The sequence below is a fragment of the Corynebacterium sp. 20-84 genome, from assembly GCF_053479455.1.
Map to the genome: position 1 here is coordinate 165,508 of NZ_JBRBCB010000005.1, position 23,460 is coordinate 188,967.

Sequence of the window (23,460 nt, forward strand, 5' to 3'; positions counted from 1 at the left end):
TGAGCAGGAGGAAACCAGCGACGGTGAGCCGTGCTGGGCTTAAAAGCCCGTTAAGGGGCGCTTGATTCACGGGTGCCAACAATACACAGCACCATCGCCGTTCCCCGCTTTTCCACGCACACCGTGGGATTTACCAGCCGCGCTCTGCGAGACGGTGCGGCGCCGGGAGATCAGCGACGTTAATGCCGACCATGGCTTCGCCCAGGCCGCGCGAAGCTTCCGCCACTGCCGCGATGTCGTCGTAGTTCTTCGTCGCCTTCACGACGGCGGCCGCGCGCTCGGCAGGCTTGCCTGACTTGAAGATGCCGGAGCCGACGAACACGCCGTCCGCGCCGAGTTGCATCATCAGCGCGGCATCCGCCGGAGTGGCCACACCGCCAGCGACGAACAGCGGCACCGGAAGACGGCCGTGCTCTGCGACCCACGCGACCAATTCGTACGGCGCCTGGAGTTCCTTCGCCGCGACGTACAGCTCGTCGCGGTTGCCGTTCCACTTCGCCTGCAGTCCGGCGATCTCAGCGGTGATGGTGCGCAGGTGCTTCGTCGCCTCCGACACATCGCCCGTGCCGGCCTCACCCTTGGAGCGAATCATTGCCGCACCTTCGTTGATGCGTCGCAGGGCCTCCCCGAGATTCGTCGCACCGCACACGAACGGTACATCGAACGCCTTCTTGTCGATGTGGTTGACGTGGTCTGCCGGGCTCAGGACCTCTGATTCATCCACATAGTGGACACCCAGGTGCTGCAGAACCTGCGCCTCAACCGTGTGACCGATGCGCGCCTTCGCCATCACAGGCACATCGACCGCGGACAAAATCCCCTCGATCAAGTCCGGATCTGACATGCGCGCGACACCGCCCTGGGCGCGGATATCAGCGGGAACGCGCTCGAGCGCCATCACGGCGACGGCGCCGGCTTCGGCCGCGATTGTCGCCTGCTCCGGCGTGACCACATCCATGATCACCCCGCCACGGAACGAATCGGTCAATTCAGTCTTGGACATATCAGTTGTAAACGTCATGCGCCCCAGCATCACCCGCCGACTGGTAGATTCCAAGAGCCAGCAGTTCGCTATTTTATTGGACCAGTTGCATTGCTTATCGACGTCACCCGCTCCCTCCCCATCCCCCTTACCACCCAAGTGGCAGCCTCAATCCGGTCCGCCATCTCCTCTGGTGCGCTCCGCCCCGGCGACGAGGTTCCGTCGACCCGCGTGCTCGCCCGCCAAGCAGGCGTGTCCCGCGGCACCATCGTCACGGCCTACGACCAGCTCATCAGCGAGGGTTACCTCACCGCCACGCAGGGAGCGCCGACGCGAGTGAACCCGTCGTTGCCTGATACTGATTCACGCTCCGCGCAGCCAGTCCCGCCAGCACCGAGCGCCAAAACGATTCCTCGCCCGCCACGCAGCTCCACGTCGGTGATCTCTCTGAAACCGTCCTCCGGGCATGCCGGGGCCATCCGCCCTGCGGCGTGGCGGCAGGCGTGGCGCGAAGCGGCCGCGGACCCCGCCGTCGTGACGGAACCGACAGGCCAACAACAGCTGCGCCAAGCGATCGCGGAGCATCTGCGGATGGGGCGGGGATTGAACGTCGATAAGCATGATGTCGTGGTGACGGGCGGAACCCGCGAAGGCCTCGTCCTCGTGCTTACTGCAGTGGCGGGCGGGAACCGCTTGCGCGTCGGCGTGGAAGATCCCGGCCACCCGGGGCTACGCAACGTCATTCCACTAACGGGGCACACGTCAGTGCCATGCGCTGTCGACGACGCCGGCGTGGATGTCGATGCACTGCCGAACGATCTCGACGTACTGCTGGTCACCCCGTCCTACCAGTACCCGCTTGGCGCATCGATGTCCGCTACGCGGCGGCGCGCCCTCCTCGACTGGGCCGCCGAAACCGACACAGTCATTATCGAAGACGATTTCAACGCCGAACTGCGCTACCGCACCTCCCCCGTCCCGCCGCTCGCAGCCCTGCAGACCAGCGCGCATGTGGTCACGTTGGGCACCTTTTCAACCCTGCTCACTAGGTCTGTCGCTGCCGGCTACGTGGCTTCGACGTCGCCCTTGGCGGAGGACATTCGCCGCACCCGCGCGGTCATGGGCATGCCGGTCGCCGCAGTCACGCAGCTGGCCATCGCCCACTTGCTGCGCAACGGGCATGTGCGCCGCAACACGAAAGCGGTGCACAACCGCCTCGCCAAACGCCGTGAGATCGTTGCCGCCGAGATTATCCCGCATCTGCTGCGGCACGGCGCCACAGTCACCGAGATGGCTGAATCCAACGGCGTCGACCTCGCCGTCACCTTCCCGAGTCCCTCCGCGCGCAACGCCTTCGCACGCCAGCTGGCAGACCAAGGCATAGAAAGTGGCCGCCTCGACGCCCTGTGGTCAGGACGCGATGACGGCCTTGTCGTGAGCTTCGCTCACCTTAGCGAGTCAGACTTCCGCAAAGTGCTGGAGGTGATGCGAAGCGGCAGTTCGACTTAGAACGGGAGCTTGCCACCCTGGGACTGCAGGAAGTTGACGATGCCGGCGAGCAGTGCCAGGCCAGCCAGGCCACCGAAGACACCGCCGATGATCTTCTTCTGCTTGTCGTCGAGGGAGGAACCCTCGCCGTCCTTGCCGTTGCTGCTGCCCTCGCCGTCCTTGCCGTTGCTGCTGCCTTCGCCGTCCTTGCCGTTGCTGCTGCCTTCGCCGTCCTTGCCGTTGCTGCTGCCTTCGCCGTCCTTGCCGGTGGAGGACGAGTCGGACTGGGAATCCGGAGCGGGGACATCCACCGGGTCCTCTGCGGCGAACGCCTGCGGCGCGACAGCGAGGGATGCGGTCAGCAGACCTGCGGCGATGCCAGTGCTGATCTTAGTAAGCTTCATTGCTATCTCCTTCTAGTATCCCGGGCGCTTTCCGGGGTTCATGTGCAATTTCAGCGTCGCGGCTCCGTAATGCCGTCGACTTGCTACGCAATATTAGGTAGCAGAAATAGTGTTGTCTACGAATATATCGTTGATTTCCGTAAAAACGTTCTGGCAATTCACTGGCTACAGCACTTCAGCTGCGACAACACGCTTTCCTGTTCGGCCAGTAATTCGGGCCCATTCGTCCGGATTAGAGACATTCGGCATGTCTTCGCTTTCGTCCTGCTCCGCGCGCACCGCCGCGCGGAGGTGCTCCACTGTCACGCCGCGGCCACGCCCATCGATCTCGTCTTTGATCGCGAGCTTCTTCGCGCGGTCGACAATATTCGCGATCATCGCGCCCGACACGAAATCCGCATAATGCAGGGTCTCCTCCGAGCCATCCACCAGCGTGAGTTTCACGAAGGGGCGGGGGGCAAAGAGCTTATCGACGGCAGCGTCGATAAGCATCTCCGTGCTGTCCTCATTTGGGACGCTGTCGGTGAGGTAACGCGCGAAGATCTCTTTTGCCTCCGCGCGATCTGGGCGGTCGATGCGGATTTTGATGTCCAAGCGCCCGGGGCGCAGAATCGCTGGGTCGATGAGCTCTTCGCGATTCGTCGCGCCGATCACGATGACGTTCGCGATGTCCTCGACGCCATCGATTTCGGTGAGCAACTGCGGCACCACCGTGGTCTCCATGTCGGAGGAGACGCCCGAGCCGCGCGTGCGGAAAATCGACTCCATCTCGTCGAAGAAGATGATCACCGGGCGCCCCTCCCCTGCCAGCTCGCGGGCGCGCTCGAAAATGAGGCGGATCCGCCGCTCCGTCTCGCCGACGTATTTATTGAGCAGCTCCGGGCCTTTGACGTTGAGGAAGTGCGCCGCACCTCCATCCCCGATCCGCGACGACAGCGAATTCGCCACCGCCTTCGCGATCAACGTCTTACCGCAGCCCGGCGGACCGTACAACAGCACGCCTTTCGGTGGCTTCAAGTCGTAGGTCTTGTACAAATCCGGATGCGTGAATGGCAACTCCACCGAATCGCGGATCGTCTCGATCTGTGTGCGCAGACCGCCAATATCGTCGTAGGTGACATCCGGGACTTCCTCGAGGGAGAGTTGGTTGACCTCCGTCTTCGGAATCCTCTCGAAGGCGTAGCCAGCCTTCGCGTCGATGAGCAGAGTGTCGCCCGCGCGGGCTTTCTCTTGCAGCTTCTGCGTCAGGTGAACGACCTGCTCGGCGCCCTGCATGTCCGCGACGATCGCGCGATCGTGCCCGATCCGCTCCGATAACGTCGCCAGCTGTCCCGTCGTGGAGTACCCGCACGCCTCAACGACCACCGAGCCCTCGCCGAGGCGGACCAGCCCGCCCGGAGTCAGCGTTCCCGGCTCCACTGCCGGCGACACATGAAGACGCATGCGACGGCCAGAGGTGAACACCTCCGCCTCCGTGCCACGACGCGCCGGGCCAAGGTAGATGCCGTACGTCGACGCTGGGTCCCCCAGGGCCTCCACCTGTGCGTTGAGATCCTTTAGCTTGTCCCGCGACGATTTCAGCAGCTCGGCGAGTTGCTTATTGCGGGCGGACAGTGCGCGGTTCTGGGCCTTCAGCTCGGCCGGATCGGGGTGGGTCATGCCTTCCGAGCTTATCGACGAGCCCGGCGCTGCGGCCGCGGCGGGGTCACCCCGTCGGCAAGCCTGCGCGTCCAGACCAAGAATGCGGTGTGCGCGTTCATGCGGTGCTCCGGACGCGTGGCCAGCCCCTCGACTTTCCACTCACGCAGCAGCGTCTCCCACGAACGCGGCTCAGTGAAGCACTTCGCCTCGCGGATCGTCTCGACGATATTCATCAGCTGAGGCACCGTCGTCACGTACGTCATGAACACGCCGCCCGGGATGAGCACGTCTTTGACCGTGTCGATGAACTGCCACGGCTCCACCATGTCCAGAATGACGCGGTCCACAGGCCCGCCGAGATCTTCTGCGGTGATTTCCCCGAAATCCCCCAGCTTCGGAGTCCACCAATCAGGTGCACCGCCGAAATAATCGGCGACATTGTCGCGGGCGAACGCCAGGTGGTCATCGCGGATCTCATAAGAGAATACGTGCCCCGTCGGACCGACCGCGCGCAGCAGCGACATCGTCAACGCGCCCGAGCCAGCTCCCGCTTCGAGGACGCGTGCGCCCATGAAGATATCGCCCTCCACGAGCACCTGCCCGGCGTCCTTCGGGTAGATCACAGCAGCGCCGCGCGGCATCGAGAGGACGTGGTCCACGAGCAGATGACGGAAACAGAGAAAGTCGGCGCCCAGCGTCGACTTGGCCACGGTGCCTTCGTCCGCGCCAATGATGTCGTCGTGGTTGACGATGCCTTTATGCGAGTGGAATTGCCCGCCCGGGGTCAGCTCGATGGTGAAGTGGCGGCGCTTCGCGTCCGTCAGCTGGACTTTGTCGCCGGGTTGAAATGGTCCGGAGTACATCGCTCTCCTGTTTCGTGGATCTGTGTCTTATGCGCCAGCAAAGTATGCCGTAAGCGCGTCGGTGAACCATAGTTGGTCCTGAATGCCCACCAGCTCACGCGCCGAATGCATCGACAGCAACGGCACACCCACATCGACGGTGGGGATGCCCAGCCGCGTCGCTGAAATCGGCCCGATCGTCGACCCGCACGGCACAGCATTGTGCCCGACGAAAGTCTGCACCGGCACCGTGGCCGCCCGGCACGCCCGAATCCACGCAGCCTCAGTCGCCGCGTCCGAGGCGTAGCGCTGGTTCGCGTTGATCTTCAGCACCGGCCCTCGGTTCATCAGCGGACGGTGCGTCGGGTCGTGCTTGCCCGGATAATTCGGGTGCACCGCGTGCGCCGCGTCAGCCGAGACGAGCAGCGATTTCGCATACACCTCGAGCGGGTCGCCGAGTTCCCGTGCGAGACGTATGAGCACCCGTTCCAGCAACGGCCCGCCAGCGCCCGTCGTCGAGGCAGAGCCGACCTCCTCGTGGTTGAAGGCGGCGAGAACGAGCACGTCTTCCGCGTCGTCTTTCGCGGTCAGCATGGCCTTCAGCGACGCGTGCACACTGCTCAGGTTGTCCATGCGGCCTGCCGCCAAGGTGTCGCCGAGCGCCTCAGGTTTCTGAGCATCTGCAGAGATCAGCTCGTGGGCGACGATATCCTCAGCCGGCACGCCGAGCTGCTCGGCGACGATCTCCATGAGCGGACGGTCCACACCCATGATCGGCTGCATGTGCACCTGGCGGTCGATCTCGGGGGCGTCGCCGCGGTAGAGGTGGATCGCCAGATTAGGGACGCGGGCGATGGGAGGGGTGGAAACGGTGTGGGTGGAGCCGTCGATAAGCGCTACTCGCCCTGCAAACCGCAACTCGCGGTCGAACCACGAGCTGAGGATCGGCCCGCCGTAGACCTCGACCGCGAGCTGGCGGAACCCTTCGCGCACCACGTCCGGGTCGGGCTTGAGCATGAGCCCCGGCGAATCCGTGTGCGAGCCGATGATCCGCATACGCTGGCGCGGATTCTCCGGAATCCACCACGCGATCACCGCACCGCCTTGCACGAGCACATGGCCGCCAGGCTCAGTACCCATGTCCTCGCTAAAGCCCGCCGCGACAAGGGCGTCGCGCACATTTTCTGCCGCATGGAACGCGCTCGGGCTCGCCGCCAGGAACTCTGCGAAATCGCTGATCTGCATGCTTCCTACTCTAGGATGTAGTCCGATATGACTCCACGACCGCTCGCCCTGTCCCCCTCCCGCGCCAACGACTACCAGCAATGCCCGCTGAAATACCGCCTGCGCGCGATCGACCGCATCCCCGAACCGAAAACAGAGGCGCAGGTCAAAGGCACGCTCGTCCACGCCGTCCTCGAGACAATGCACGCATGGCCGCGCGAGAAGCGCACTTTCCCCGCCGCGGTCAAGCAGATCAAGCCAGCGTGGGCGCAGCTTATCGACGACGACCCCTCCGTCACCGACCCCATCCCCGACGAACACAAACTGTTTGTGGACGCCCGTGATCTCCTCCGCGGCTATTTCCACATGGAAAACCCCTTGGGTTTCGACTCGCACGAGCAGGAAATGTACGTCGACACCGTCCTGCCCAACGGCGTGCCTGTGCGCGGCTTCATCGACCGCGTCGACATCGCCCCGACCGGGGAAATCCGTGTCGTCGACTACAAGACCGGCAAGAAACCCCTGCCCCGCTATTCCGCCGAAGCACAGTTCCAGATGCGGTTCTACGCGCTTGTGTACTGGCGTTTATTCGGCACCATCCCGCACCAGCTGCGCCTGATGTACCTGAAGGTGATGGACTCGATGTTCCTCGCCCCATCCCGCGAGGAACTCGAGTACTTCGAGCGCGACTTAGGCGACCTCTGGAGCAAAATCGAGGCCGACGGCCGCAGCGGCAACTTCCGCCCGAAGACCTCCAAGCTCTGCAATTGGTGCGCCTTCCAGACGCTGTGCCCCGCCTTCGACGGCACCCCGCCGCCGTACCCGGGGTGGCCTGGGTCCACCGCCGACGTTTCCGGCAGTGCAACCGAGCCCACCGGCGGGGATGCAGACGCTACCGGCGGCGTCGAAGAGCCGCCCGCGGGCGTGCACCCGACCGACTAGCGCTAGAACAGGCCGCTAATCGTTCCGTCTGTGTCGACGTCGATGTTATTGGCGGCGGGCACCTTAGGAAGGCCCGGCATGGTCATGACGTCGCCGGTGAGCACCACGACAAAGCCTGCTCCCGTGCGCGGCAGGAGGCGCTGCACGTGCAGGGTGTGGCCCTGAGGTGCGCCGAGTGCGGTCGGGTCATCCGAGAAGGAGTACTGCGTCTTCGAGATGCACCTTTTTGCGAACCGTCGCAACGTCACCCTGCAGGGTCTGGGCACGGTCGCAGTTGCCGAAATGCCCCGTGGAACAGCGCGTGCGCTCGATCTGGACTTGACTCAGTAAAGCGTTTCGACCTACTCAACACCACTCCCGATTGTGCCAATATGGTACATATGGGATACGACACGAACTTCCTGATCCTGGATCCTCGAGCCGTCGAAGTCTGTTCGGCCTATGTGCTAGGCGACGCGTCAGAAATTGACCTACGACCATGGGCCGAATATGCCATGATGATGCGTGTCATCCGCCACCGCGCCAAGGCTTGGGCACTCAAAGCACCCCGGCAAGGGGCACTGGAATCTACCGTTCACGTCTGGGGGCGACCATTCCTGACCGCAGGCGAGACTGCAGACGAAGTGGCCGCGCGCGTGCAGCAGTGGCTCTCTTCCAGCCCTGCGAACGTCGACGATCTGGCTCGCGAAAACCTGCGGGCTATCTGGCACGACCAGCCCAACGTCGACGCGCTCATTGCACAGGCCGACCCCGGTGATGACTGGTTGCGTCTGACACCAGACGACTTACGTTATGAAGTTTGCGGACAGCTGGACAGGCTCCGTAGTGCTGTGAAGGCTTATGAGTCTGGCCGAGGTAGCGACCCCGCCCCCGATTCCGCTGGTGACCAGTCGAACACCGAACTTCTCGAACGGGCCTGTTTCAACTTCACCGTGAATGTGGTCTCACACAGTCCCGGCTGGATGTCGCGCGGAAACACGATCGCTTCGATTAGCTGGTTGGGCGGCGACCGGTTTCCGCTGGCGGCCAAGCTTGAATCGCGCTTGCCCGGGCTCTCTGTCCAGGCCGAGAAATGTGCCCCCGAAAATTATTGCGTGGGAATGACCGTGGGACCCAAGAATTTGGACCAGCTACCCCAAGAAGTCACCGACGACAACGTTCGCGTGTTCGCGTGGCAGCTGCGTGGTGACGAAGAGTATGCCCGAAAAGAGCTGACGAAGATGGTCGAGTCGGTGGTCACTGCACGCACGCTCAAATGGGGCTGGTGCGAAGCCAGTGAGGTCTACTCGGGGGCCGAAGGGCGAATGAACTGACCCAGCAGGCGCTTTAGAACAGCGACCCGTCGTCGTCTTCGCGTTCGCGCCCAATGTGGGCAGTGGGGTCATCCCCTAAGTTTGGACCGCCGGTTGCCATGCCTGTGTTGGTCGCTGAGGTCGCAGCAGCTTCCTGACTCCGGTCTGGTGGCTCTGTGGTTTCCTACGATGAGGTGGCCACGGGAACGGTTCCAACCGCGTCGATCTTGGAGTCGAGTGGCTGTCCCGATGCGTCGCGCTTGGACAGTTCGGCTGGCAACTGTCGAGCTCCACCCGTTGCGGCTGAAGCCTGTGGCGATGGACCAGCGAACCCCAGAACCAATTCTGTTTCGTCTTTGAGGAACCGGTGTGCGCGCACACCGCCGGCTCCACGGCGGACGAGCCCGAATCCGGCGACGCAGCCGAGCCGACCAGCGCCGACGGCGGCAGCGGTGCCGAGGAGCCGCCCGCAGGCGAGCACCCCACCGACTAGCTCGGGCGAGTCGGCTAGAACAGGCCGCTGATCGTGCCGTCGGCGTCGACGTCGATGTTGTTGGCGGCGGGCACCTTCGGCAGGCCCGGCATGGTCATGACGTCGCCGGTGAGCACGACGACGAACCCCGCGCCGGTGCGCGGCAGCAGCCGCTGGACGTGCAGGGTGTGGCCCTCCGGAGCGCCGAGCGCGGTGGGGTCGTCGGAGAAGGAGTACTGCGTCTTCGAGATGCACACCGGCAGGGTGTCCCAGCCGTTGTCCTTGAGCATCTGCAGGTCGCGCAGGGCTGCGGCGGAGTACTGGACGTCCTCGGCGCGGTAGATTTCGCGGGCGATCGTCTCGATGGAGGATTCCATGCCCGCAGCCGGGTCGTACAGCGGCTTCGAGGTCCCGGAGCCGAGGGTGCCCACGAGAGTCTCGGCGAGAGCGGTGGCGCCGTCGCCGCCCTTCGCCCAGACCTCAGCCTCTTCGAGAGCGACGCCGAAATCGGCGGCCCAGTCGCGCATGAATAGGCGTTCGGCCTCAGTGTCGGAGACGAACAGGTTCAAGGCCACGACCGGCTCGACACCGAATTTGCGGACATTTTCCACGTGGCGTTCCAGGTTGACGATGCCGGAGCGGAGGGCGTCGAGGTTTTCGTCGTTAAGCTGTTGCTTCGGTACGCCGCCGTTGTACTTGAAGGAGCGGATCGTGGCGACGATGACGGCGCCGGCGACGTCGAGTTCGCCGTAGCGCGCCTTGATGTCGAAGAATTTCTCCGCGCCCAGGTCCGAGCCGAAACCGGCCTCAGTGAGCACGATGTCGGCGCACTTGCGCGCAGTTTGCGTGGCGACGAGCGTGTTGCACCCGTGCGCGATATTCGCGAACGGGCCGCCGTGAATGAAAGCCGGCGTCCCGCCGAGTGTCTGCACGAGGTTCGGGTTGATCGCGTCCTTGAGCAGCGCGGCCATAGCGCCCTCGGCGTTGAGGTCGCCCGCAGTGACCGGCTCCTTGTCGTAGGTGAGACCGACGGTGATGCGCGCGAGGCGCTCCTTCAGGTCAGCCAAGTCAGTTGCCAGACCGAGAATAGCCATGATCTCGCTGGCGGCGGTGATGGTGAAGCCGGTCTCTGCGGGCGATCCGCTGCCGGGGCCGCCCAGCCCGGTCACCACGTTGCGCAAGCTGCGGTCGTTGACGTCGAGGCAGCGCTGCCAGGTGACGCGGCGGGCGTCGATACGCAATTCGTTGCCGTGCTGAATGTGGTTGTCGACGATCGCCGCGAGCGTATTGTTCGCGCTCGTGATCGCGTGGAAGTCGCCGGTGAAGTGGAGGTTGATGCTCTCCATGGGCACGACCTGCGAGTATCCGCCGCCCGCGGCGCCGCCCTTGATGCCCATGACCGGGCCGAGCGACGGCTCGCGCAGCGCGACAGCCGCGTTGTGTCCCAGCTTCGCCAGCGCGTCCGTAAGGCCGATGAGGACCGTCGACTTGCCCTCCCCCGCCGGCGTCGGCGACACGCCCGTGACAAGGACGAGCTTGCCCTCCGGCGCGCGGTCCAGCTTGGTCACGTCGACCTTGGCCATCGAGCGACCGTACGGGATCAACGCGTCGTCGGGAACGCCCGCCTTCGCCGCGATATCCGCGATCGGTTCGAGCGTGTGCGCCTGGGCGATTTCAACGTCAGTTTTCGGTTGCGTCATGCCTTCAAGACTAGGCCAGACCGCGCTTTGAATTCTGCTAGATCAGCACCGCACCGAAGCCGTACGCGAGCAGGACCGACAAGGCGATACAGATGACGCCCGGGACGATGAAGGGGTGATCGAAAACATACTTGCCGATGCGCGTCGAGCCCGTGTCGTCCATCTCGACTGCGGCGAGCAGCGTGGGGTACGTCGGCAGCACGAACAGCGCGGACACTGCCGGGAACGCGGCGACCGCAGTGAGCGGGCTGACACCGATCGCGAGAGCCGCCGGCATGAGCGCCTTTGCCGTCGCGGCCTGCGAGTACAGCAGCGACGCCGCGAAGAACAGCACCACCGCGAGCAGCCACGGCTGCGACTGCAGCACATTGCCCGAAATATTCTGGATGTCTTCGATGTAGTGGTTGATGAACGTCGTGCCCAGCCACGCGACACCCAGCACGCACACGCACGCGGACATGCCCGAACGGAACACCTGCGTGCCGAGGATCTCCGCTGACGGGATCTTCGTCACGATCACGATGATCGTGGCGGCCGCCAGCATGATCGCCATGATCGCCTCGTTGCGCGGGATCGTGGGGTCAGCAATCAGGCCCACCTGCTCGGAGATCAGCGTCGCGTAGATCATCACCACGACGATCGAGAGCAAAAAGATGCTTACCGACGTCTTCGCCGCCCTCGTCGGCGCATATCCTTCCTCGGATGCGGGCGGGCGCACCAACCCATCTGCCATGCGCTTTTGGTACACGGGATCGTCCGCGAGGTCTTTGCCCATGCGGTTGGCGATCCAGGCGGTCGGGAAGATCGCGAGGAAAGTCGCCGGGATCATGACCCCGAGAAACTGGAGGTAGCCGACGCCGAGAGGCTCGAGGATGCTCGCTAGGAAGACCACTGCCGCGGAGATCGGCGACGCCACGATGGCCATCTGGGAGGCGATGACCGCCACCGACAGCGGACGCGAGGGCCGGACTTTGCCTTCCTTGGCGACCTCGACGATCACCGGCAGCGTCGAAAACGCCGTGTGGCCGGTTCCGGCGAAAACCGTCATCAGCCAGGTGACGATCGGCGCGTACAGCGTGATGCGCTTCGGGTCCCTGCGGAGGAATTTCTCCGCCAAGTACACGAGGTAGTCCATACCGCCGGCGAGCTGCATCGCCGAAATAGCGGCAATCACGCACATGATGATGCCGATGACGTCGAACGGAATATCCTCCGCCGTCACCGACATCCCCGTCAGACCGAGCAGAAGAACGCCGAGGCCGCCCGCGAAACCGATCGCGATTGAGCCGTAACGAGCGCCCAGCACGATCGCTCCGAAAAGAATGATGAGTTGGAGAACCAACAACATGATGTGAGCCTTTCAGTCACGCTCCCGGCTGCCGGAACAAATGAAATGAGCGTGACGAACTCGTTGTGGCAGCCGCATCCGCTGTCCAGTATCAAACGCAAAGAACCGCCCAGCCAACATGGCGGGGCGGTTTTGTGCCCGATTGTGTCCGGATTAACAGATTAAGAGCGGATACCTATGCCAGAAAAGGCTGTGACCCGATTAATCGAGGTAAAGCTTTCCGCGGAACTCCGGGTGCATCAGGTTTTCCTTGGAGAGGATCTGGTCGAGGGTTTCTTCGTCGAGAAGCTCTTTTTCGAGCACGAGCTCGCGGACACCCTTGCCCGTCGCCGCTGCTTCCTTGCCGATCAAATCGCCGTTGTGGTGGCCGATGAACGGGTTGAGGTAAGTGATGATGCCGATGGAATTGTCCACGTAGCCTTGGCACACGTCTTCGTTGGCGGTGATGCCCACGACGCACTTCTCGCGGAGCGTCTTCGCCGCGTTGTGCAGCAGCTCGATCGAACCGAACAGGCTGCGTGCGATGACCGGCTCCATGACGTTGAGCTGCAGCTGGCCGGACTCGGCAGCCATAGAGACCGTGACGTCGTTGCCGAAGACCTTGAAGCACACCTGGTTGACGACCTCCGGGATCACCGGGTTCACCTTTGCCGGCATGATCGACGAGCCAGCCTGGCGCTCGGGAAGGTTGATCTCGTTCAGGCCGGCGCGCGGGCCGGACGACAGCAGACGCAGGTCGTTACACGTCTTGGACAGCTTCATCGCTGCGCGCTTGAGCGCCGAGTGCGCCATGACGTAGCTACCGGTATCGGAGGTCGCCTCGATGAGGTCGGGCGAGGTGGAGATCGGCAGGCCCGTGACCTCGCGCAGCGCCGCGATCACCTGGTCGCGGTAGCCACCCGGGGTGTTCACGCCAGTGCCGATCGCGGTAGCGCCGAGGTTCACCTCGAGCAGATCCGCCGCTGCCTGCTGGAGCTTGTCCTGCTCCTCAGCGAGGTTCGCGCCGAACGCCGTGAACTCCTGGCCCAGCGTCATCGGGACAGCATCCTGCAGCTGGGTGCGGCCCATCTTGAGGATGTCGCCGAATTCGTCGCCCTTCGCGCGGAACGCCTTTTGTAGCTCGTCGAGTTCAGCGATGAGCGTCTGCATCGAGTGGTACAGACCCAGGCGGAACCCGGTCGGGTACGCGTCGTTGGTGGACTGCGACATATTGACGTCGTCGTTCGGGTTGATGACGTCGTAGCTGCCCTTCTCCTTGCCGATGATCTCCAGCGCAAGGTTGGCAACGACCTCGTTGGTGTTCATGTTCACCGACGTGCCCGCGCCGCCCTGGTAAGCGTCGGTCGGGAACTGGTCCATGCAGGCGCCCTCGTCGAGGATCTTGTCGCACGCGGCGATGATCGCGTCAGCCTTGTCCTTCGGCAGGGTGTGCAGACGGCGGTTCGCCATCGCAGCAGCCTTCTTCACCATGACCATGCCGCGCACGAAATCCGGGTAGTCCTGGATCTTTGCGGACGAGATCTGGAAGTTATCGATCGCGCGCATCGTGTGCACGCCGTAGTACTTGTCCTCCGGAACCTCAACGGTGCCGAGCAGGTCTTCTTCTGTTCTGTAACCCATAGGCTCCAGTGTAGAGAAGAATTAGATTCGCGCGATTTGCAACTCCGTAGCAAGGATCGCCTCAGCGCCGGCGGCGGCGAGACTGTCCATCAGTTGGTTCGCTTCCTTCCGCGGCACCATCGCACGGACGGCGACCCAGTTGTCGCGCTGCAGCGGAGAGACTGTCGCGCCGGTCAGCCCCGGGGTGATCGCCACAGTTTCGTCCAGGTTGTCGCGCGACACGTTGTAATCGAGCATCACGAAATTGTGCGCCGTGAGAATTCCGCGGATGCGCGAGAGCACCACCTCGTCGTCGGCAGTCAGCTCACGGGCTTTTTGCTTGACGACGACCGCCTCACTCTCCACAATCGCCTCCCCGAACGGCTTCAAACCTTGCTGGCGGAGTGTTGCACCAGTTGAAACCACATCAGCGATCGCATCTGCCACACCGAGCTTGATCGAGATCTCCACCGCGCCGTCCAGGCGGATCACCTCCGTATTGATGCCGCGCGCGGAGAGGTAATCGGCGGCGAGGTGGGGGTAGCTCGTCGCTAAGCGTTTGCCCTCGAGGTCCTCGATTCTCCACGTCTCCCCTGCTGGCGCCGCGAAACGAAACGTCGAGCCGCCGAAACCGAGTTCGAGCACCTCCTCGACATCCGCCCGCGAATCGAGCGCGAGATCCCGCCCCGTGATGCCGAGATCCAAGTGCCCCGCCGCAACATAAATCGCGATGTCCTTCGGACGCAGGAAGAAGAACTCGACGTTATTCGCCTCGTCGACGATATTCAGCGCCTTGCTCTGCCCGCGCCCCTTGTATCCGGCCTCCTTGAGGATCCCGGTGGCCGCTTCCGACAACGAACCCTTGTTGGGAACAGCGATCTTGATCATGGTGTGTGGATCTCCTAAAAATCGTGGGCGTTCTAGAGGTATTTATAAATGTCGTCGGGAGTCAGACCCCGCCGAACCATCATGACCTGCGTCCAGTACATGAGCTGGCTCATCTCTTCTGCCAGCTCCTCATCCGACTGGTACTCCGCAGCGATCCACACCTCGCCAGCTTCCTCGATGATCTTCTTGCCGATGAAATGCGGCCCCTTATCCAGCGCCTCCACCGTGCCCGAACCTTCCGGCCGCTCATCTGCCTTGGTGGACAGTTCCGCAAAAAGATCATCGAAATTCTTCACGCAGATCACTCTAACCCATCTGCTGGGTGTGCCCGCCGTGTTTCATGCGTCCTCTCGCAGGTCGCTTCGGTTGGGCGCTGCGGAATTCGTCGGTGGTCGGCTCCGCGCGCGCCGGCGAGGTGGTTCGCCGGCGCGCTGATTGCGGGGCCTACACCGATTCGCGGGCAAGGCGGGCGTGTTCGAACCATTCCGCGACGTCTCCTGCCTTGGCGCCGACGAAACGCGCAGGATCGAAGGGCTGCACTCCGTCCGGGACAGCGTCGGGCGCAGCGAGTCCCAAGACAACGCACCCGGCGGCGGCTGCGGCGGACATTCCGGCCCACGAGTCCTCGAAGACAAGGCAGTCGGCAGGGTCGGCACCGACGGTCTCTGCGGCTTTGAGGTACATGTCGGGCGCTGGCTTCGGATTGGGCACCTCGTCGCCGGTGATCGAACCGTTGAACAGGGCGCGCCCGACAGCGTCGATGCACCGGTCGGCGAGTTCGCGTTCAGTGTTGGTGGTCACGAGCATCGGCATGCCGGAAGCATGAAGCGACGACAACAGCTCGCGGACACCGGGATTAGGAACCAGCTGGCCGGCGAATAATTCGGACATGCGCCCGAACATCCAGGAGCGGTGGTGGTCGTAATCCAACTGGGCGACGGACAAACCAGCCCATTCCGCACACACGCGCAGCGTGTTCGGGAAGCTTCCGCCGACGGTTTCCTCGCGCTTTTCGGTGCTCAAACGGCGACCGAGTCGTTCGGAGAGCTCGTACGTCGCAATGCCCCACAGCGGCTCGGTGTCCACCATCGTGCCGTCCATGTCCCAGAAGACGGCGCGCGGACCGCGGCTAGTCAAGCTCAGGAAGGGAGTTGAGCGCTTCGTCGTCCGCACCCGTCGCGGCAGCGGCGCGGTACGAAAGCTCCTGCAGCTCAGTCTTTTCCTCGGGCTCGAGCACAGCATCGGCGTGCTTGGCGTTGAAGTCGTGCAGGCTGTTGAAGAACGGGTCGACCACGGACAGGAGCTTGTCGGAATCCGGGTCGTCACCGATCAGCTCAAGGGCGTCGAGGTAGCCCTCGATCAGCTTCTTCAGATCGGGCAGGACTGCCGGGTCGAACGGCTCCTCCCACAGCTCTTTGTCTTCTTCTTTCAAGTAGGAGCCGGTGGCGAAGGTGGTCAGGTCATCGATGAACTCATCGACGTCGGATTGGAACTGATCGCGAATGGTCATGTCCGCCATCATTCCCCAAGTTCAGCGGAGCTGCACGCCAAGCAACCCATCGAGCGCGTCGGCGATGATTCCGTTGTGGTCGCCGGGGGCGTCGTCGACGGTTTTCAGGGCGGTGACGGTGTCGAGGTCGTCGGCAAGCGCTGCGCGCAGCTTATCGACGACTCCCCTCGCCTCTTCCTCCCCCACTTCCCTGCCGAGCATCTCACGCCACCTGGCCAAACGCGCCTCCGCCTCGTCGAGAATGCCGTAGGAGAAATCCCGGTCCTCACGGTAGTGGCCAGCGAATACCGCGAGGCGGATCGCCGCCGGGTCGTGTCCGGCTTCGGAGAGCTTGTGAACGAAGACGAGGTTGCCGAGTGATTTCGACATTTTCACGCCGTCGAGGGCGATCATGCCGGTGTGGACGTAGTGGCCGGCCATGCGGTCGACGCCGTACGTGGCCTCGGCATGCGCCGCGGAGAACTCGTGGTGCGGGAACGCGAGGTCGCTGCCGCCGCCCTGAATCGAGAACGTCGTGCCGAGACGGTTCGTCGCGATCGCCGAGCACTCGATGTGCCAGCCCGGACGACCTGCACCGAACGGCGCGTCCCACGCCGGCTCCCCGTCCCGGTGGCCGCGCCACAGTAGCGCGTCGAGGGGGTCGCGTTTGCCCTGTCGATCCGGGTCACCGCCGCGCTCGGCGAAGAATTCCTCCATCGTCGCCCGGTCAAGGTTGGATTCGTACCCGAACTGAGGGGTAGCTGTGATGGGGGCGTAGATGTCGGTGGCGCCGGAGGTGTCGTCGATAAGCGAATATGCGATGCCCTTGTCCAGCAGTACCTGGACCATCTCGACGACCTCGTCGACGGCTTCCATCGCGCCGATGTAGTCGCGCGGCGGGATGACCGAGAGGATCTCCATGTCGCTGCGGAACAGGTCGATCTGGCTCGTGCCGAGCTCACGCCAATCGACGCCGTCCCGTTCCGCCCGCTCGAACAGCGGATCGTCGACGTCCGTGATGTTTTGCACGTAGTGGACCTTGTGCCCGTTGGCCAGCAGCTGGCGATACACGAGGTCGAAAGTCAGGTACGTCGCCGCGTGCCCGAGGTGCGTCGAATCGTAAGGCGTAATGCCGCACACGTACATGCCGACTTCGCCGTCGCCCGTCTCGACGCGCTTTACTTCCCCATCCGCTGTGTCGTACAGCGCGAGCGGCACAGGTGTGCCAGCCACCGATGGGACCGCAGGATTAGGCCAAGAATGCATGCAGCCCACCCTACAACCCCAAAGCCTGGCCATGACGCGCGTCCTGCCGGCGCCTGCTGACTCTACTTTTCTTTGGGCGTGCGGATGTCGCCGTGGGGTGTGGTGGCCCCTCGGCTAGGTACCGAACAACAGGTGCATGGCACCGTATTGGTGTGTGCTGTTCGGTACTGGTGTTCCGCGCGGTGAAACCCATATCGGTGTCCCATCGCGCACCTGTATTCGACCCCTGTTGTGCCTGTCGGGGTCATCGTCGTTGGTGCGGTTGTGATACCTGCACAACACCGACAGGTTGTTCATATTCGTCTGCCCACCCCGGGCCCAGGGTTCAATGTGGTGAACCTCGCAATTATCAGCAGCATGCCGACAATCCGGCACAGGACACGTGGTCAGTGTCGCCCGGGCCAGGTCACGCTGTTTCTTATTAGCGAACCGTTTCGTGTTGTACAGATTCACCGGACCCACCTGAGGGTGGAAGAGTGCGACTTCCAAGTCGGACCCGTGGAACCGAGTCAGGTACTCCGCACCAGTCATCGTCGTGCCATCAGACAACCCCAGGATGGTGTCATCACCTTCGCCGCCGAGGACCTTGATGTAATCCGGCAATGGAATCTGAACCAACGGGCGTGGGACAGCATCAGCAACAGCCCCGTCCCTGTGCAACAAGTCGTGGAATGCTTCGTACATCTGCGGGCCCTCAGGACGGTTAGCATCGAGGTTTTGACGCAACGCGTACTCAAGGGCAGCAATATCCCGCGCATCACCAGTAGCACTAAAAGTGCGCTTGCCTTTCCGTTCCTTACCGAACCGCACCGCCGACTCAGGAGCAGGTGTATCCACCTCAGGAACGATGTCCTTCGCGCGACGCTTCAACGTCTCGTAATTCCCGCGCACAGACAACAACGCCAGGCGGATCTTCCACTTCTCCTTCTCCGTACCCAACGAACGCACTTGCTGTTCGATGAACAAGATCTGGTCGAGTGATTTACCGGTCTCACGGGCGATGCGCACCGCGTGGGCCTGCTTACGGGAGAACTTCGTGGGCCCGAAATACACCTCGCGGGCTTTCTCACCGTCAGCGGCCAGAGTCGATTTCATCCCGGCATCGACAACGGCCTGGCGGTTGAAACCAGCCAGGATATCCATTGGTCGCGCAGCAGCGGCGATAAACGCCTCGAAATCGTTCATGCCCCACACGCTAAACCGACCAACGCAAACGCGAAACAGGCAACCCAAAAACCTGTGGATAACTCAAAACTATCCACAAGAACACACGAACGAACACCCTCAAAAACACTCACCGCTCAACCCAAAACACCTGTCTACAAGGGAAAACGGGGTGGTGTGGGAGGCAGTGTGGCGTCGTCAAGCGCAATGCTTTTAAGCGTTCATGACGCCTGTCGCGAGGAGAATGAGGACAATGATGCCCAACGGAATGCGGTACGCGGCGAACCACGCGAACGAATGGTTGGAGACGAACTTCAGCAGCCACGCGATGGAGATATAGCCGAGCACGAAACCGATGACGGCACCGACGAGCAGTTGGATGCCGGTGGCGGATTGGCCGGCTTGGGGGGCGAAGGCGTCGGGAAGCGAGAAGAGCCCGGACGCGAGCACCGCCGGAATGGCGAGCAGGAAGCTGAAACGCGTGGCCACCTCGCGGTCGAGGCCGCGGAAGAGTCCACCCGAGATCGTGCCGCCGGAACGGGAGACGCCGGGAATGAGCGCGAGGCACTGCCACAACCCCATGACGATGGCGTCTTTCATCGTCAGCTCGTCGTAGCCGCGAGCCTTGGAGCCGACGCGTTCTGCGAAAATGAACACGAAGGAGAACAAAATCAGCACGGTCGCAGTGATCCAGAGGTTGCGGAAGTTCTCGCGGATCAAGTCCTTGAGCAGGACGCCGGCAAGCCCGACGGGGATGGTGCCGACGATGACCATCCATCCCATGCGGTAGTCGAAACCGCGTTTCGACGGGTTGAACAGCCCGGCGACCCAGCCGGAAAGGATCTGCCAGATCTCTTTGGCGAAGAAGACGAGCACCGCCAGCTCCGTGCCGAGCTGAATGACGGCGGTGAAGCTCGCGCCGGCGTCCTGGCCCCAGAACAGTTCGGAGACGATTCGCAGGTGGCCGGAGGAGGACACCGGCAGGAATTCGGTCAGGCCCTGCACAATGGACAAGACGATGACCTGCATCCAGGACATGGTTTCGGTGGTTGCGTCAATCACGGACGACACCCTACCGCCGGAGGGGCTGGAGAAAGAAGCACGACGCGGTGGTGCGGGGTGCGGTTGATAAGCTTGGGTTCGTGAAAAATCGCCGTCCGCTGACAGTATTCGTCGCTTCATCCGCTGCTTCTGCGCTTCTGCTCGCGGGGTGCTCGCAGCCGCCGGGAGTGCCGCAAGAGGCCCCAGAGATGGGTAACGCGGAGCCGGCCCAGTCACCGCCGGCAGGCGACGTGAAGGGCGAGAAGGTCGACTTTCCGGCAGTGGAGGACCTGGAGATCACGAACGGCACGATCGGCGTGCGCGCTGACGGGCAGTTGCGTCTCGGCACGCTCGACGAGATCAAGGCTGGCGGCGGCACCACGCACCAGGTCGACGACACGTGCGGGGATGTCACGGCGAACGAGGGTGCGTTCGTGACGGTGTGCGGCGGAACGGTCCGCGTTTTCGAGGGCGCGGAGGAGCGTTCATTCGCACCGTCGGAGGAGGTCACGGTTGCTGCACCGCTTTCCGACGGCCGCGTCGTCGCCGGTTCCGACCAGACCGCCGAAGTGTGGGTTTTCGATTCCGACGGCAACCGGGTGGACAGGATGCCGGTGGCGAAGACGTCAGATTTCGTGCTGGCAGGCGCGGACAAAGTCGTACGCTTGAACCGCTTCGACACGACGATTCAGGATGTCCAGCTCGACAAGAGCCGCCAGGGTGGCACATTGCGCGTCGGGCTCGGCGTGGGCCAAGCGAAATTCGGCGATGACGGGCTCGTGCTCGCCTCGGATGCGACGGGCGGGCAGCTGCTGGTCTACACCACTGATGAGGTCGTGCGGCTGCATCAGACGGTGCCGACGGATCCGCACCCCTGGGCGGTAGCGTGGGATTCGGCACAGCAGCTCGCGTGGATCACGTCGACGGAGAAGAACACGGCTACTGCCTTCGACATCTCAAAGGGCGTGCCGCGCGAGCAGCGGAAGGTGGGCACAGTCGCGGATGCGCAGCACATGATTTCGCTTGACGACGGCACCCTCCTCCTCGCCTCTGCCTCCGGCGACGGCCTGCAGATCGTTCCTCCAGAATCCGACAAAGACTGAGACAAGTAGGAGTTCTTTTCATGGGCGCGTACGACGCACTTCTCAAGGTCATGTTTCTTCTCCCGCCGGAGCGGATCCACGGGATCATCAGTGGTGCGCTGAGCACGCTGAATGCGGTGGCACCGGCGAACCGCTCGATGGAGAAGGTAGTGCGGGTCCGCGATAAGCGCCTGGAGCAGGAGCTGTTCGGGGTGAGGTTCCCTGCGCCGCTGGGGTTGGCGGCGGGCTTCGATAAGAATGCCACGGCGGTCGATGCGTGGGGCGCGGTGGGCTTCGGCTACGCGGAGCTGGGCACTGTCACTCCCCGCCCCCAGCCGGGCAATCCGGCACCGCGACTGTTCCGCCTGCCGGAGGACAAGGCGATTTTGAATCGCATGGGCTTCAACAACGACGGCGCGCTGAAGGTGGCAAAGAACCTGGAGCGGAAGAAGTCGGGCGATGTGGTGGGCATCAACATCGGCAAGAACAAAACCTCCGACGATGCCGTCCGGGATTATCGCACCGGTGCGAGCCTGCTCGGCCCGCTGGCGGACTACGTGGTGGTCAATGTCTCCTCCCCTAACACTCCCGGCTTGCGAGATCTGCAGGCGATCGAAGAACTCCGCCCGATTCTCACTGCCGTCCAGGAGGCGACGGACACACCAGTTCTGGTGAAGATCGCGCCGGACTTGAGCGACGAAGACATCGACGCTGTCGCGGATCTCGCCCTCGAGCTCGGTTTGGCTGGCATCGTCGCCACGAACACGACGATCAGCCGCGAACGGCTCATCACCGACGCCACACGTGTCGAGGAGATGGGTGCCGGCGGTATCTCGGGTGCACCACTCAATGACCGCTCCTTGGAGGTGCTCAAGCGTCTCCGCTCGCGCGTCGGCGACCGACTGGTACTCATCAGTGTGGGCGGCATTTCAACCCCGGAGCAGGCCTGGGAGCGCATCGCCGCCGGCGCGAGCCTGCTGCAGGGCTACACCCCGTTCATCTATGGCGGGCTGGGGTGGATCCGCCGAATTCACCGCGGTCTAGCGAAACAGGTAGAAGCGCACGGATTGGAAAATATCGGCGCGGCCGTCGGGTCGGGACTCACCTGGAAACACTAGATCTTGTAAGCGTATTCGTTTACTCCTTCGGGCAAGGTCGCGCATGGACTCCACACGTCAATGGTGATGATCGGTAGGTCATCCGATTTCTCGAGCACGGAAATAATTGCCTGATAGCCCTCAGGGCTCGTCTGCATGGTGCGCTGGGGCTGGTCGTTGGTGGGGATATCTTGCTCGTCCCACCCGAGGCCGCGCAGATGCGCGGTGAGTTTATCCACCAGCGCCTGGCCGTCGGCACCTTCGTTGATGCGAACCGACGAGCTTCCCGGATATTTGAACAACTCCCCCTCGTCCCCGCACGACATCGGCGTGCGGGGATTCGATCCGGGCAGTGGTAGCTTGTCTGGCGATTTGTCCTCCTCGGGAATCAGTGCAGCCAGCTCGTTTTGGATGCGCACCGACTCTTCCTTGGCTTCTTCGATGGTGATGGGGTCCTGCACTTCGTCGTCACCGGATGGTCCGAAAAGCTGAGCACACCCGGTGAGCGTCATGGCGGACGCGCACGCCAGCGAAAATAGCGTCCCGCGCATCCCCTTAGTTCTCATCCCAGCCCCAGACGATAGCACGGCCAAGCGAGTGGAAATTCAGGTTGAAGCCGAGCTGGGTCGGGTTGGCGACACCGTCAGCCGGCAGCTCCGTGTCCACAGCGTGCACGGCGAACAAATAACGGTGCGCGCCGTGGCCCTGCGGCGGGTTAGAACCGTAGTAGCCCTGCACCCCAGAATCGCCGGTGAGGACAACGGCACCGACGCCGAGGCCCTCCTTGGAGCCGGCATCAGTGGGCAGTTCGGTGACGTCAACGGGGATGTTGAACGCGGCCCAGTGCCAGAAGCCTGATGCGGTCGGCGCATCCGGGTCGAAACACGTCACTGCGATGGACTTGGTTCCCTCCGGCAGGTCGGACCAGGACAGCTGCGGGGAGACTCCGTCGTCGCCTGTCTGGGCGTCGGGAAGCTTCTCTCCGTCAACCAGGTCGGTGGAGGTGACGGGAAACGACGGGACGTCGACAAGCGGTGCGTACGGGTCTGGGCCGGGGAAACGATCGGAAACATACGAAACAGTCATGTCTCCTTTGTACCGGGGTCTTGCCGTTGACGTGGCGATTTGCTGGACGCATGGGCCACGACCTATAGTTCTACGAGTGCCCAGCCGCAAGGCTGAAACACCCAAAGCCCGGGTGGCGGAATGGCAGACGCGCTAGCTTGAGGTGCTAGTGTCCTATTAACGGACGTGGGGGTTCAAGTCCCCCCTCGGGCACCATATGTTGTCTCGAGACATCGTTCCTACGGTGTCTCGAGATTCTTCTTTTTGGTGTGCCCCGGGGTGGGGTGATTTCGGGTTAAACGACAGGAACGGGGTGCGGACGTTTTGTTAGACAGTTTCGATCTCACGCTACATTGACTTTTCGATATTCGGCAATGCTCAAGCCATCGAGGCTGATCTTGATTCGGTGATTGTTATAGAACTCGATGTATGTC

24 protein-coding genes, 1 tRNA gene and 1 pseudogene are annotated in these 23,460 nt (G+C 63.1%); 7 read left to right on the plus strand and 19 right to left on the minus strand.

Annotation, left to right across the window (positions count from 1 at the left end):
* Positions 1 to 130: 130 nt before the first annotated feature.
* Positions 131 to 1,030: a pyridoxal 5'-phosphate synthase lyase subunit PdxS gene (pdxS, locus tag ACUY2Y_RS05555; protein ID WP_448325177.1), complete on the minus strand. Its 900-nt coding sequence runs from the start codon at positions 1,028 to 1,030 to the stop codon at positions 131 to 133.
* 63 nt (positions 1,031 to 1,093) lie between these two features.
* Here pdxS and pdxR point away from each other — a divergent pair, with 63 nt between their 5' ends.
* The gene (pdxR, locus tag ACUY2Y_RS05560) at positions 1,094 to 2,491 is read left to right on the plus strand and encodes a MocR-like pyridoxine biosynthesis transcription factor PdxR (protein ID WP_448325149.1); all 1,398 of its coding nucleotides are present in this window, start codon (positions 1,094 to 1,096) and stop codon (positions 2,489 to 2,491) included.
* On the opposite strand, the gene ACUY2Y_RS05565 is transcribed toward pdxR, so the two are convergent.
* From ACUY2Y_RS05565 to ACUY2Y_RS05580, 4 genes are all read right to left on the minus strand, one after another.
* Entirely contained in the window at positions 2,488 to 2,874 is a 387-nt protein-coding gene (locus ACUY2Y_RS05565) for a hypothetical protein (RefSeq protein WP_448325150.1), read from the minus strand. The two genes, pdxR and ACUY2Y_RS05565, sit on opposite strands and share 4 nt — an antisense overlap.
* 165 nt (positions 2,875 to 3,039) lie before the next feature.
* On the minus strand, positions 3,040 to 4,533 hold the full coding sequence (gene arc / locus ACUY2Y_RS05570; RefSeq protein WP_448325151.1) for a proteasome ATPase: 1,494 nt from the start codon (positions 4,531 to 4,533) through the stop codon (positions 3,040 to 3,042).
* A gap of 11 nt (positions 4,534 to 4,544) precedes the next feature.
* Complete coding sequence (locus tag ACUY2Y_RS05575; protein WP_448325152.1) at positions 4,545 to 5,378, minus strand: tRNA (adenine-N1)-methyltransferase; 834 nt, start codon at positions 5,376 to 5,378, stop codon at positions 4,545 to 4,547.
* 27 nt (positions 5,379 to 5,405) lie between these two features.
* Complete coding sequence (locus ACUY2Y_RS05580) at positions 5,406 to 6,602, minus strand: M18 family aminopeptidase (RefSeq protein WP_448325153.1); 1,197 nt, start codon at positions 6,600 to 6,602, stop codon at positions 5,406 to 5,408.
* Between the two features lie 27 nt (positions 6,603 to 6,629).
* On the opposite strand from ACUY2Y_RS05580, the gene ACUY2Y_RS05585 reads away from it, so the two are divergent.
* Positions 6,630 to 7,523, plus strand: a complete 894-nt coding sequence (locus ACUY2Y_RS05585) for a RecB family exonuclease (protein WP_448325154.1) — start codon at positions 6,630 to 6,632, stop codon at positions 7,521 to 7,523.
* Between the two features lie 2 nt (positions 7,524 to 7,525).
* On the opposite strand, the pseudogene ACUY2Y_RS05590 reads toward ACUY2Y_RS05585, so the two are convergent.
* A pseudogene (locus ACUY2Y_RS05590) lies at positions 7,526 to 7,741 on the minus strand (formate--tetrahydrofolate ligase); the annotation flags it as partial.
* A 162-nt stretch (positions 7,742 to 7,903) separates the two neighbouring features.
* On the opposite strand from ACUY2Y_RS05590, the gene ACUY2Y_RS05595 reads away from it, so the two are divergent.
* The gene (locus ACUY2Y_RS05595; protein WP_448325155.1) at positions 7,904 to 8,836 is read left to right on the plus strand and encodes a hypothetical protein; all 933 of its coding nucleotides are present in this window, start codon (positions 7,904 to 7,906) and stop codon (positions 8,834 to 8,836) included.
* 346 nt (positions 8,837 to 9,182) lie between these two features.
* Positions 9,183 to 9,308 carry a hypothetical protein gene (locus ACUY2Y_RS05600; protein ID WP_282597843.1) on the plus strand — a complete coding sequence of 42 codons (126 nt, stop codon included), beginning with the start codon at positions 9,183 to 9,185 and terminating at the stop codon, positions 9,306 to 9,308.
* A gap of 14 nt (positions 9,309 to 9,322) precedes the next feature.
* Here the strand turns inward: ACUY2Y_RS05600 and ACUY2Y_RS05605 are convergent, their stop codons facing one another.
* From ACUY2Y_RS05605 to ACUY2Y_RS05650, 10 genes are all read right to left on the minus strand, one after another.
* Positions 9,323 to 10,987, minus strand: coding sequence for a formate--tetrahydrofolate ligase (locus ACUY2Y_RS05605; RefSeq protein ID WP_448325156.1), 1,665 nt, complete (start codon positions 10,985 to 10,987; stop codon positions 9,323 to 9,325).
* Between the two features lie 37 nt (positions 10,988 to 11,024).
* Entirely contained in the window at positions 11,025 to 12,335 is a 1,311-nt protein-coding gene (locus tag ACUY2Y_RS05610) for an anaerobic C4-dicarboxylate transporter (protein WP_448325157.1), read from the minus strand.
* A 201-nt stretch (positions 12,336 to 12,536) separates the two neighbouring features.
* Positions 12,537 to 13,955: an aspartate ammonia-lyase gene (aspA, locus tag ACUY2Y_RS05615; RefSeq protein ID WP_210573316.1), complete on the minus strand. Its 1,419-nt coding sequence runs from the start codon at positions 13,953 to 13,955 to the stop codon at positions 12,537 to 12,539.
* Positions 13,956 to 13,976: 21 nt separating this feature from the next.
* The gene (hisG, locus tag ACUY2Y_RS05620; RefSeq protein ID WP_448325158.1) at positions 13,977 to 14,822 is read right to left on the minus strand and encodes an ATP phosphoribosyltransferase; all 846 of its coding nucleotides are present in this window, start codon (positions 14,820 to 14,822) and stop codon (positions 13,977 to 13,979) included.
* Positions 14,823 to 14,854: 32 nt separating this feature from the next.
* Positions 14,855 to 15,118, minus strand: a complete 264-nt coding sequence (locus tag ACUY2Y_RS05625) for a phosphoribosyl-ATP diphosphatase (RefSeq protein WP_448325159.1) — start codon at positions 15,116 to 15,118, stop codon at positions 14,855 to 14,857.
* 148 nt (positions 15,119 to 15,266) lie between these two features.
* On the minus strand, positions 15,267 to 15,959 hold the full coding sequence (locus ACUY2Y_RS05630; RefSeq protein WP_448325160.1) for an HAD family hydrolase: 693 nt from the start codon (positions 15,957 to 15,959) through the stop codon (positions 15,267 to 15,269).
* Positions 15,952 to 16,332 (minus strand): hypothetical protein, encoded by a 381-nt coding sequence (locus ACUY2Y_RS05635; RefSeq protein WP_210573321.1) that lies wholly within the window; start codon positions 16,330 to 16,332, stop codon positions 15,952 to 15,954. Before ACUY2Y_RS05635 ends, ACUY2Y_RS05630 begins: the two co-directional genes overlap by 8 nt.
* 21 nt (positions 16,333 to 16,353) lie before the next feature.
* Entirely contained in the window at positions 16,354 to 17,577 is a 1,224-nt protein-coding gene (gene mshC, locus ACUY2Y_RS05640) for a cysteine--1-D-myo-inosityl 2-amino-2-deoxy-alpha-D-glucopyranoside ligase (protein WP_448325161.1), read from the minus strand.
* 114 nt (positions 17,578 to 17,691) lie between these two features.
* A complete protein-coding gene (locus ACUY2Y_RS05645) occupies positions 17,692 to 18,762 on the minus strand; it encodes an HNH endonuclease signature motif containing protein (RefSeq protein WP_448325162.1) in 1,071 nt (356 codons plus the stop codon).
* A gap of 192 nt (positions 18,763 to 18,954) precedes the next feature.
* Positions 18,955 to 19,779 carry an undecaprenyl-diphosphate phosphatase gene (locus ACUY2Y_RS05650; protein ID WP_448325178.1) on the minus strand — a complete coding sequence of 275 codons (825 nt, stop codon included), beginning with the start codon at positions 19,777 to 19,779 and terminating at the stop codon, positions 18,955 to 18,957.
* A 104-nt stretch (positions 19,780 to 19,883) separates the two neighbouring features.
* On the opposite strand from ACUY2Y_RS05650, the gene ACUY2Y_RS05655 reads away from it, so the two are divergent.
* Together ACUY2Y_RS05655 and ACUY2Y_RS05660 are read left to right on the plus strand one after the other, a co-directional pair.
* On the plus strand, positions 19,884 to 20,885 hold the full coding sequence (locus ACUY2Y_RS05655; protein WP_448325163.1) for a YncE family protein: 1,002 nt from the start codon (positions 19,884 to 19,886) through the stop codon (positions 20,883 to 20,885).
* A gap of 20 nt (positions 20,886 to 20,905) precedes the next feature.
* Complete coding sequence (locus ACUY2Y_RS05660) at positions 20,906 to 21,982, plus strand: quinone-dependent dihydroorotate dehydrogenase (RefSeq protein WP_448325164.1); 1,077 nt, start codon at positions 20,906 to 20,908, stop codon at positions 21,980 to 21,982.
* Here ACUY2Y_RS05660 and ACUY2Y_RS05665 read toward each other — a convergent pair.
* Both ACUY2Y_RS05665 and ACUY2Y_RS05670 read right to left on the minus strand, forming a co-directional pair.
* Entirely contained in the window at positions 21,979 to 22,527 is a 549-nt protein-coding gene (locus ACUY2Y_RS05665; protein WP_448325165.1) for a hypothetical protein, read from the minus strand. The two genes, ACUY2Y_RS05660 and ACUY2Y_RS05665, sit on opposite strands and share 4 nt — an antisense overlap.
* Entirely contained in the window at positions 22,517 to 23,047 is a 531-nt protein-coding gene (locus ACUY2Y_RS05670; RefSeq protein ID WP_448325166.1) for a YbhB/YbcL family Raf kinase inhibitor-like protein, read from the minus strand. The genes ACUY2Y_RS05665 and ACUY2Y_RS05670 overlap by 11 nt, the downstream gene beginning before the upstream one ends.
* Positions 23,048 to 23,153: 106 nt before the next feature.
* Between ACUY2Y_RS05670 and ACUY2Y_RS05675 the strand changes: the two genes are divergently transcribed.
* Positions 23,154 to 23,242, plus strand: a tRNA-Leu gene (locus tag ACUY2Y_RS05675).
* A gap of 127 nt (positions 23,243 to 23,369) precedes the next feature.
* Here ACUY2Y_RS05675 and ACUY2Y_RS05680 read toward each other — a convergent pair.
* Positions 23,370 to 23,453 carry a hypothetical protein gene (locus ACUY2Y_RS05680; protein ID WP_286362473.1) on the minus strand — a complete coding sequence of 28 codons (84 nt, stop codon included), beginning with the start codon at positions 23,451 to 23,453 and terminating at the stop codon, positions 23,370 to 23,372.
* Between the last annotated feature and the right edge of the window lie 7 nt (positions 23,454 to 23,460).

Coding starts and splice junctions, on each gene's coding strand:
- ACUY2Y_RS05565 (WP_448325150.1), bottom strand. CDS start 2,874: ATGAAGCTTACTAAGATCAGCACTGGCATCGCCGCAGGTCTGCTGACC.
- arc (WP_448325151.1), bottom strand. CDS start 4,533: ATGACCCACCCCGATCCGGCCGAGCTGAAGGCCCAGAACCGCGCACTG.
- ACUY2Y_RS05575 (WP_448325152.1), bottom strand. CDS start 5,378: ATGTACTCCGGACCATTTCAACCCGGCGACAAAGTCCAGCTGACGGAC.
- ACUY2Y_RS05580 (WP_448325153.1), bottom strand. CDS start 6,602: ATGCAGATCAGCGATTTCGCAGAGTTCCTGGCGGCGAGCCCGAGCGCG.
- ACUY2Y_RS05585 (WP_448325154.1), top strand. CDS start 6,630: ATGACTCCACGACCGCTCGCCCTGTCCCCCTCCCGCGCCAACGACTAC.
- ACUY2Y_RS05595 (WP_448325155.1), top strand. CDS start 7,904: ATGGGATACGACACGAACTTCCTGATCCTGGATCCTCGAGCCGTCGAA.
- ACUY2Y_RS05605 (WP_448325156.1), bottom strand. CDS start 10,987: ATGACGCAACCGAAAACTGACGTTGAAATCGCCCAGGCGCACACGCTC.
- ACUY2Y_RS05610 (WP_448325157.1), bottom strand. CDS start 12,335: ATGTTGTTGGTTCTCCAACTCATCATTCTTTTCGGAGCGATCGTGCTG.
- aspA (WP_210573316.1), bottom strand. CDS start 13,955: ATGGGTTACAGAACAGAAGAAGACCTGCTCGGCACCGTTGAGGTTCCG.
- hisG (WP_448325158.1), bottom strand. CDS start 14,822: ATGATCAAGATCGCTGTTCCCAACAAGGGTTCGTTGTCGGAAGCGGCC.
- ACUY2Y_RS05635 (WP_210573321.1), bottom strand. CDS start 16,332: ATGACCATTCGCGATCAGTTCCAATCCGACGTCGATGAGTTCATCGAT.
- mshC (WP_448325161.1), bottom strand. CDS start 17,577: ATGCATTCTTGGCCTAATCCTGCGGTCCCATCGGTGGCTGGCACACCT.
- ACUY2Y_RS05645 (WP_448325162.1), bottom strand. CDS start 18,762: ATGAACGATTTCGAGGCGTTTATCGCCGCTGCTGCGCGACCAATGGAT.
- ACUY2Y_RS05650 (WP_448325178.1), bottom strand. CDS start 19,779: ATGTCCTGGATGCAGGTCATCGTCTTGTCCATTGTGCAGGGCCTGACC.
- ACUY2Y_RS05660 (WP_448325164.1), top strand. CDS start 20,906: ATGGGCGCGTACGACGCACTTCTCAAGGTCATGTTTCTTCTCCCGCCG.
- ACUY2Y_RS05665 (WP_448325165.1), bottom strand. CDS start 22,527: ATGAGAACTAAGGGGATGCGCGGGACGCTATTTTCGCTGGCGTGCGCG.
- ACUY2Y_RS05670 (WP_448325166.1), bottom strand. CDS start 23,047: ATGACTGTTTCGTATGTTTCCGATCGTTTCCCCGGCCCAGACCCGTAC.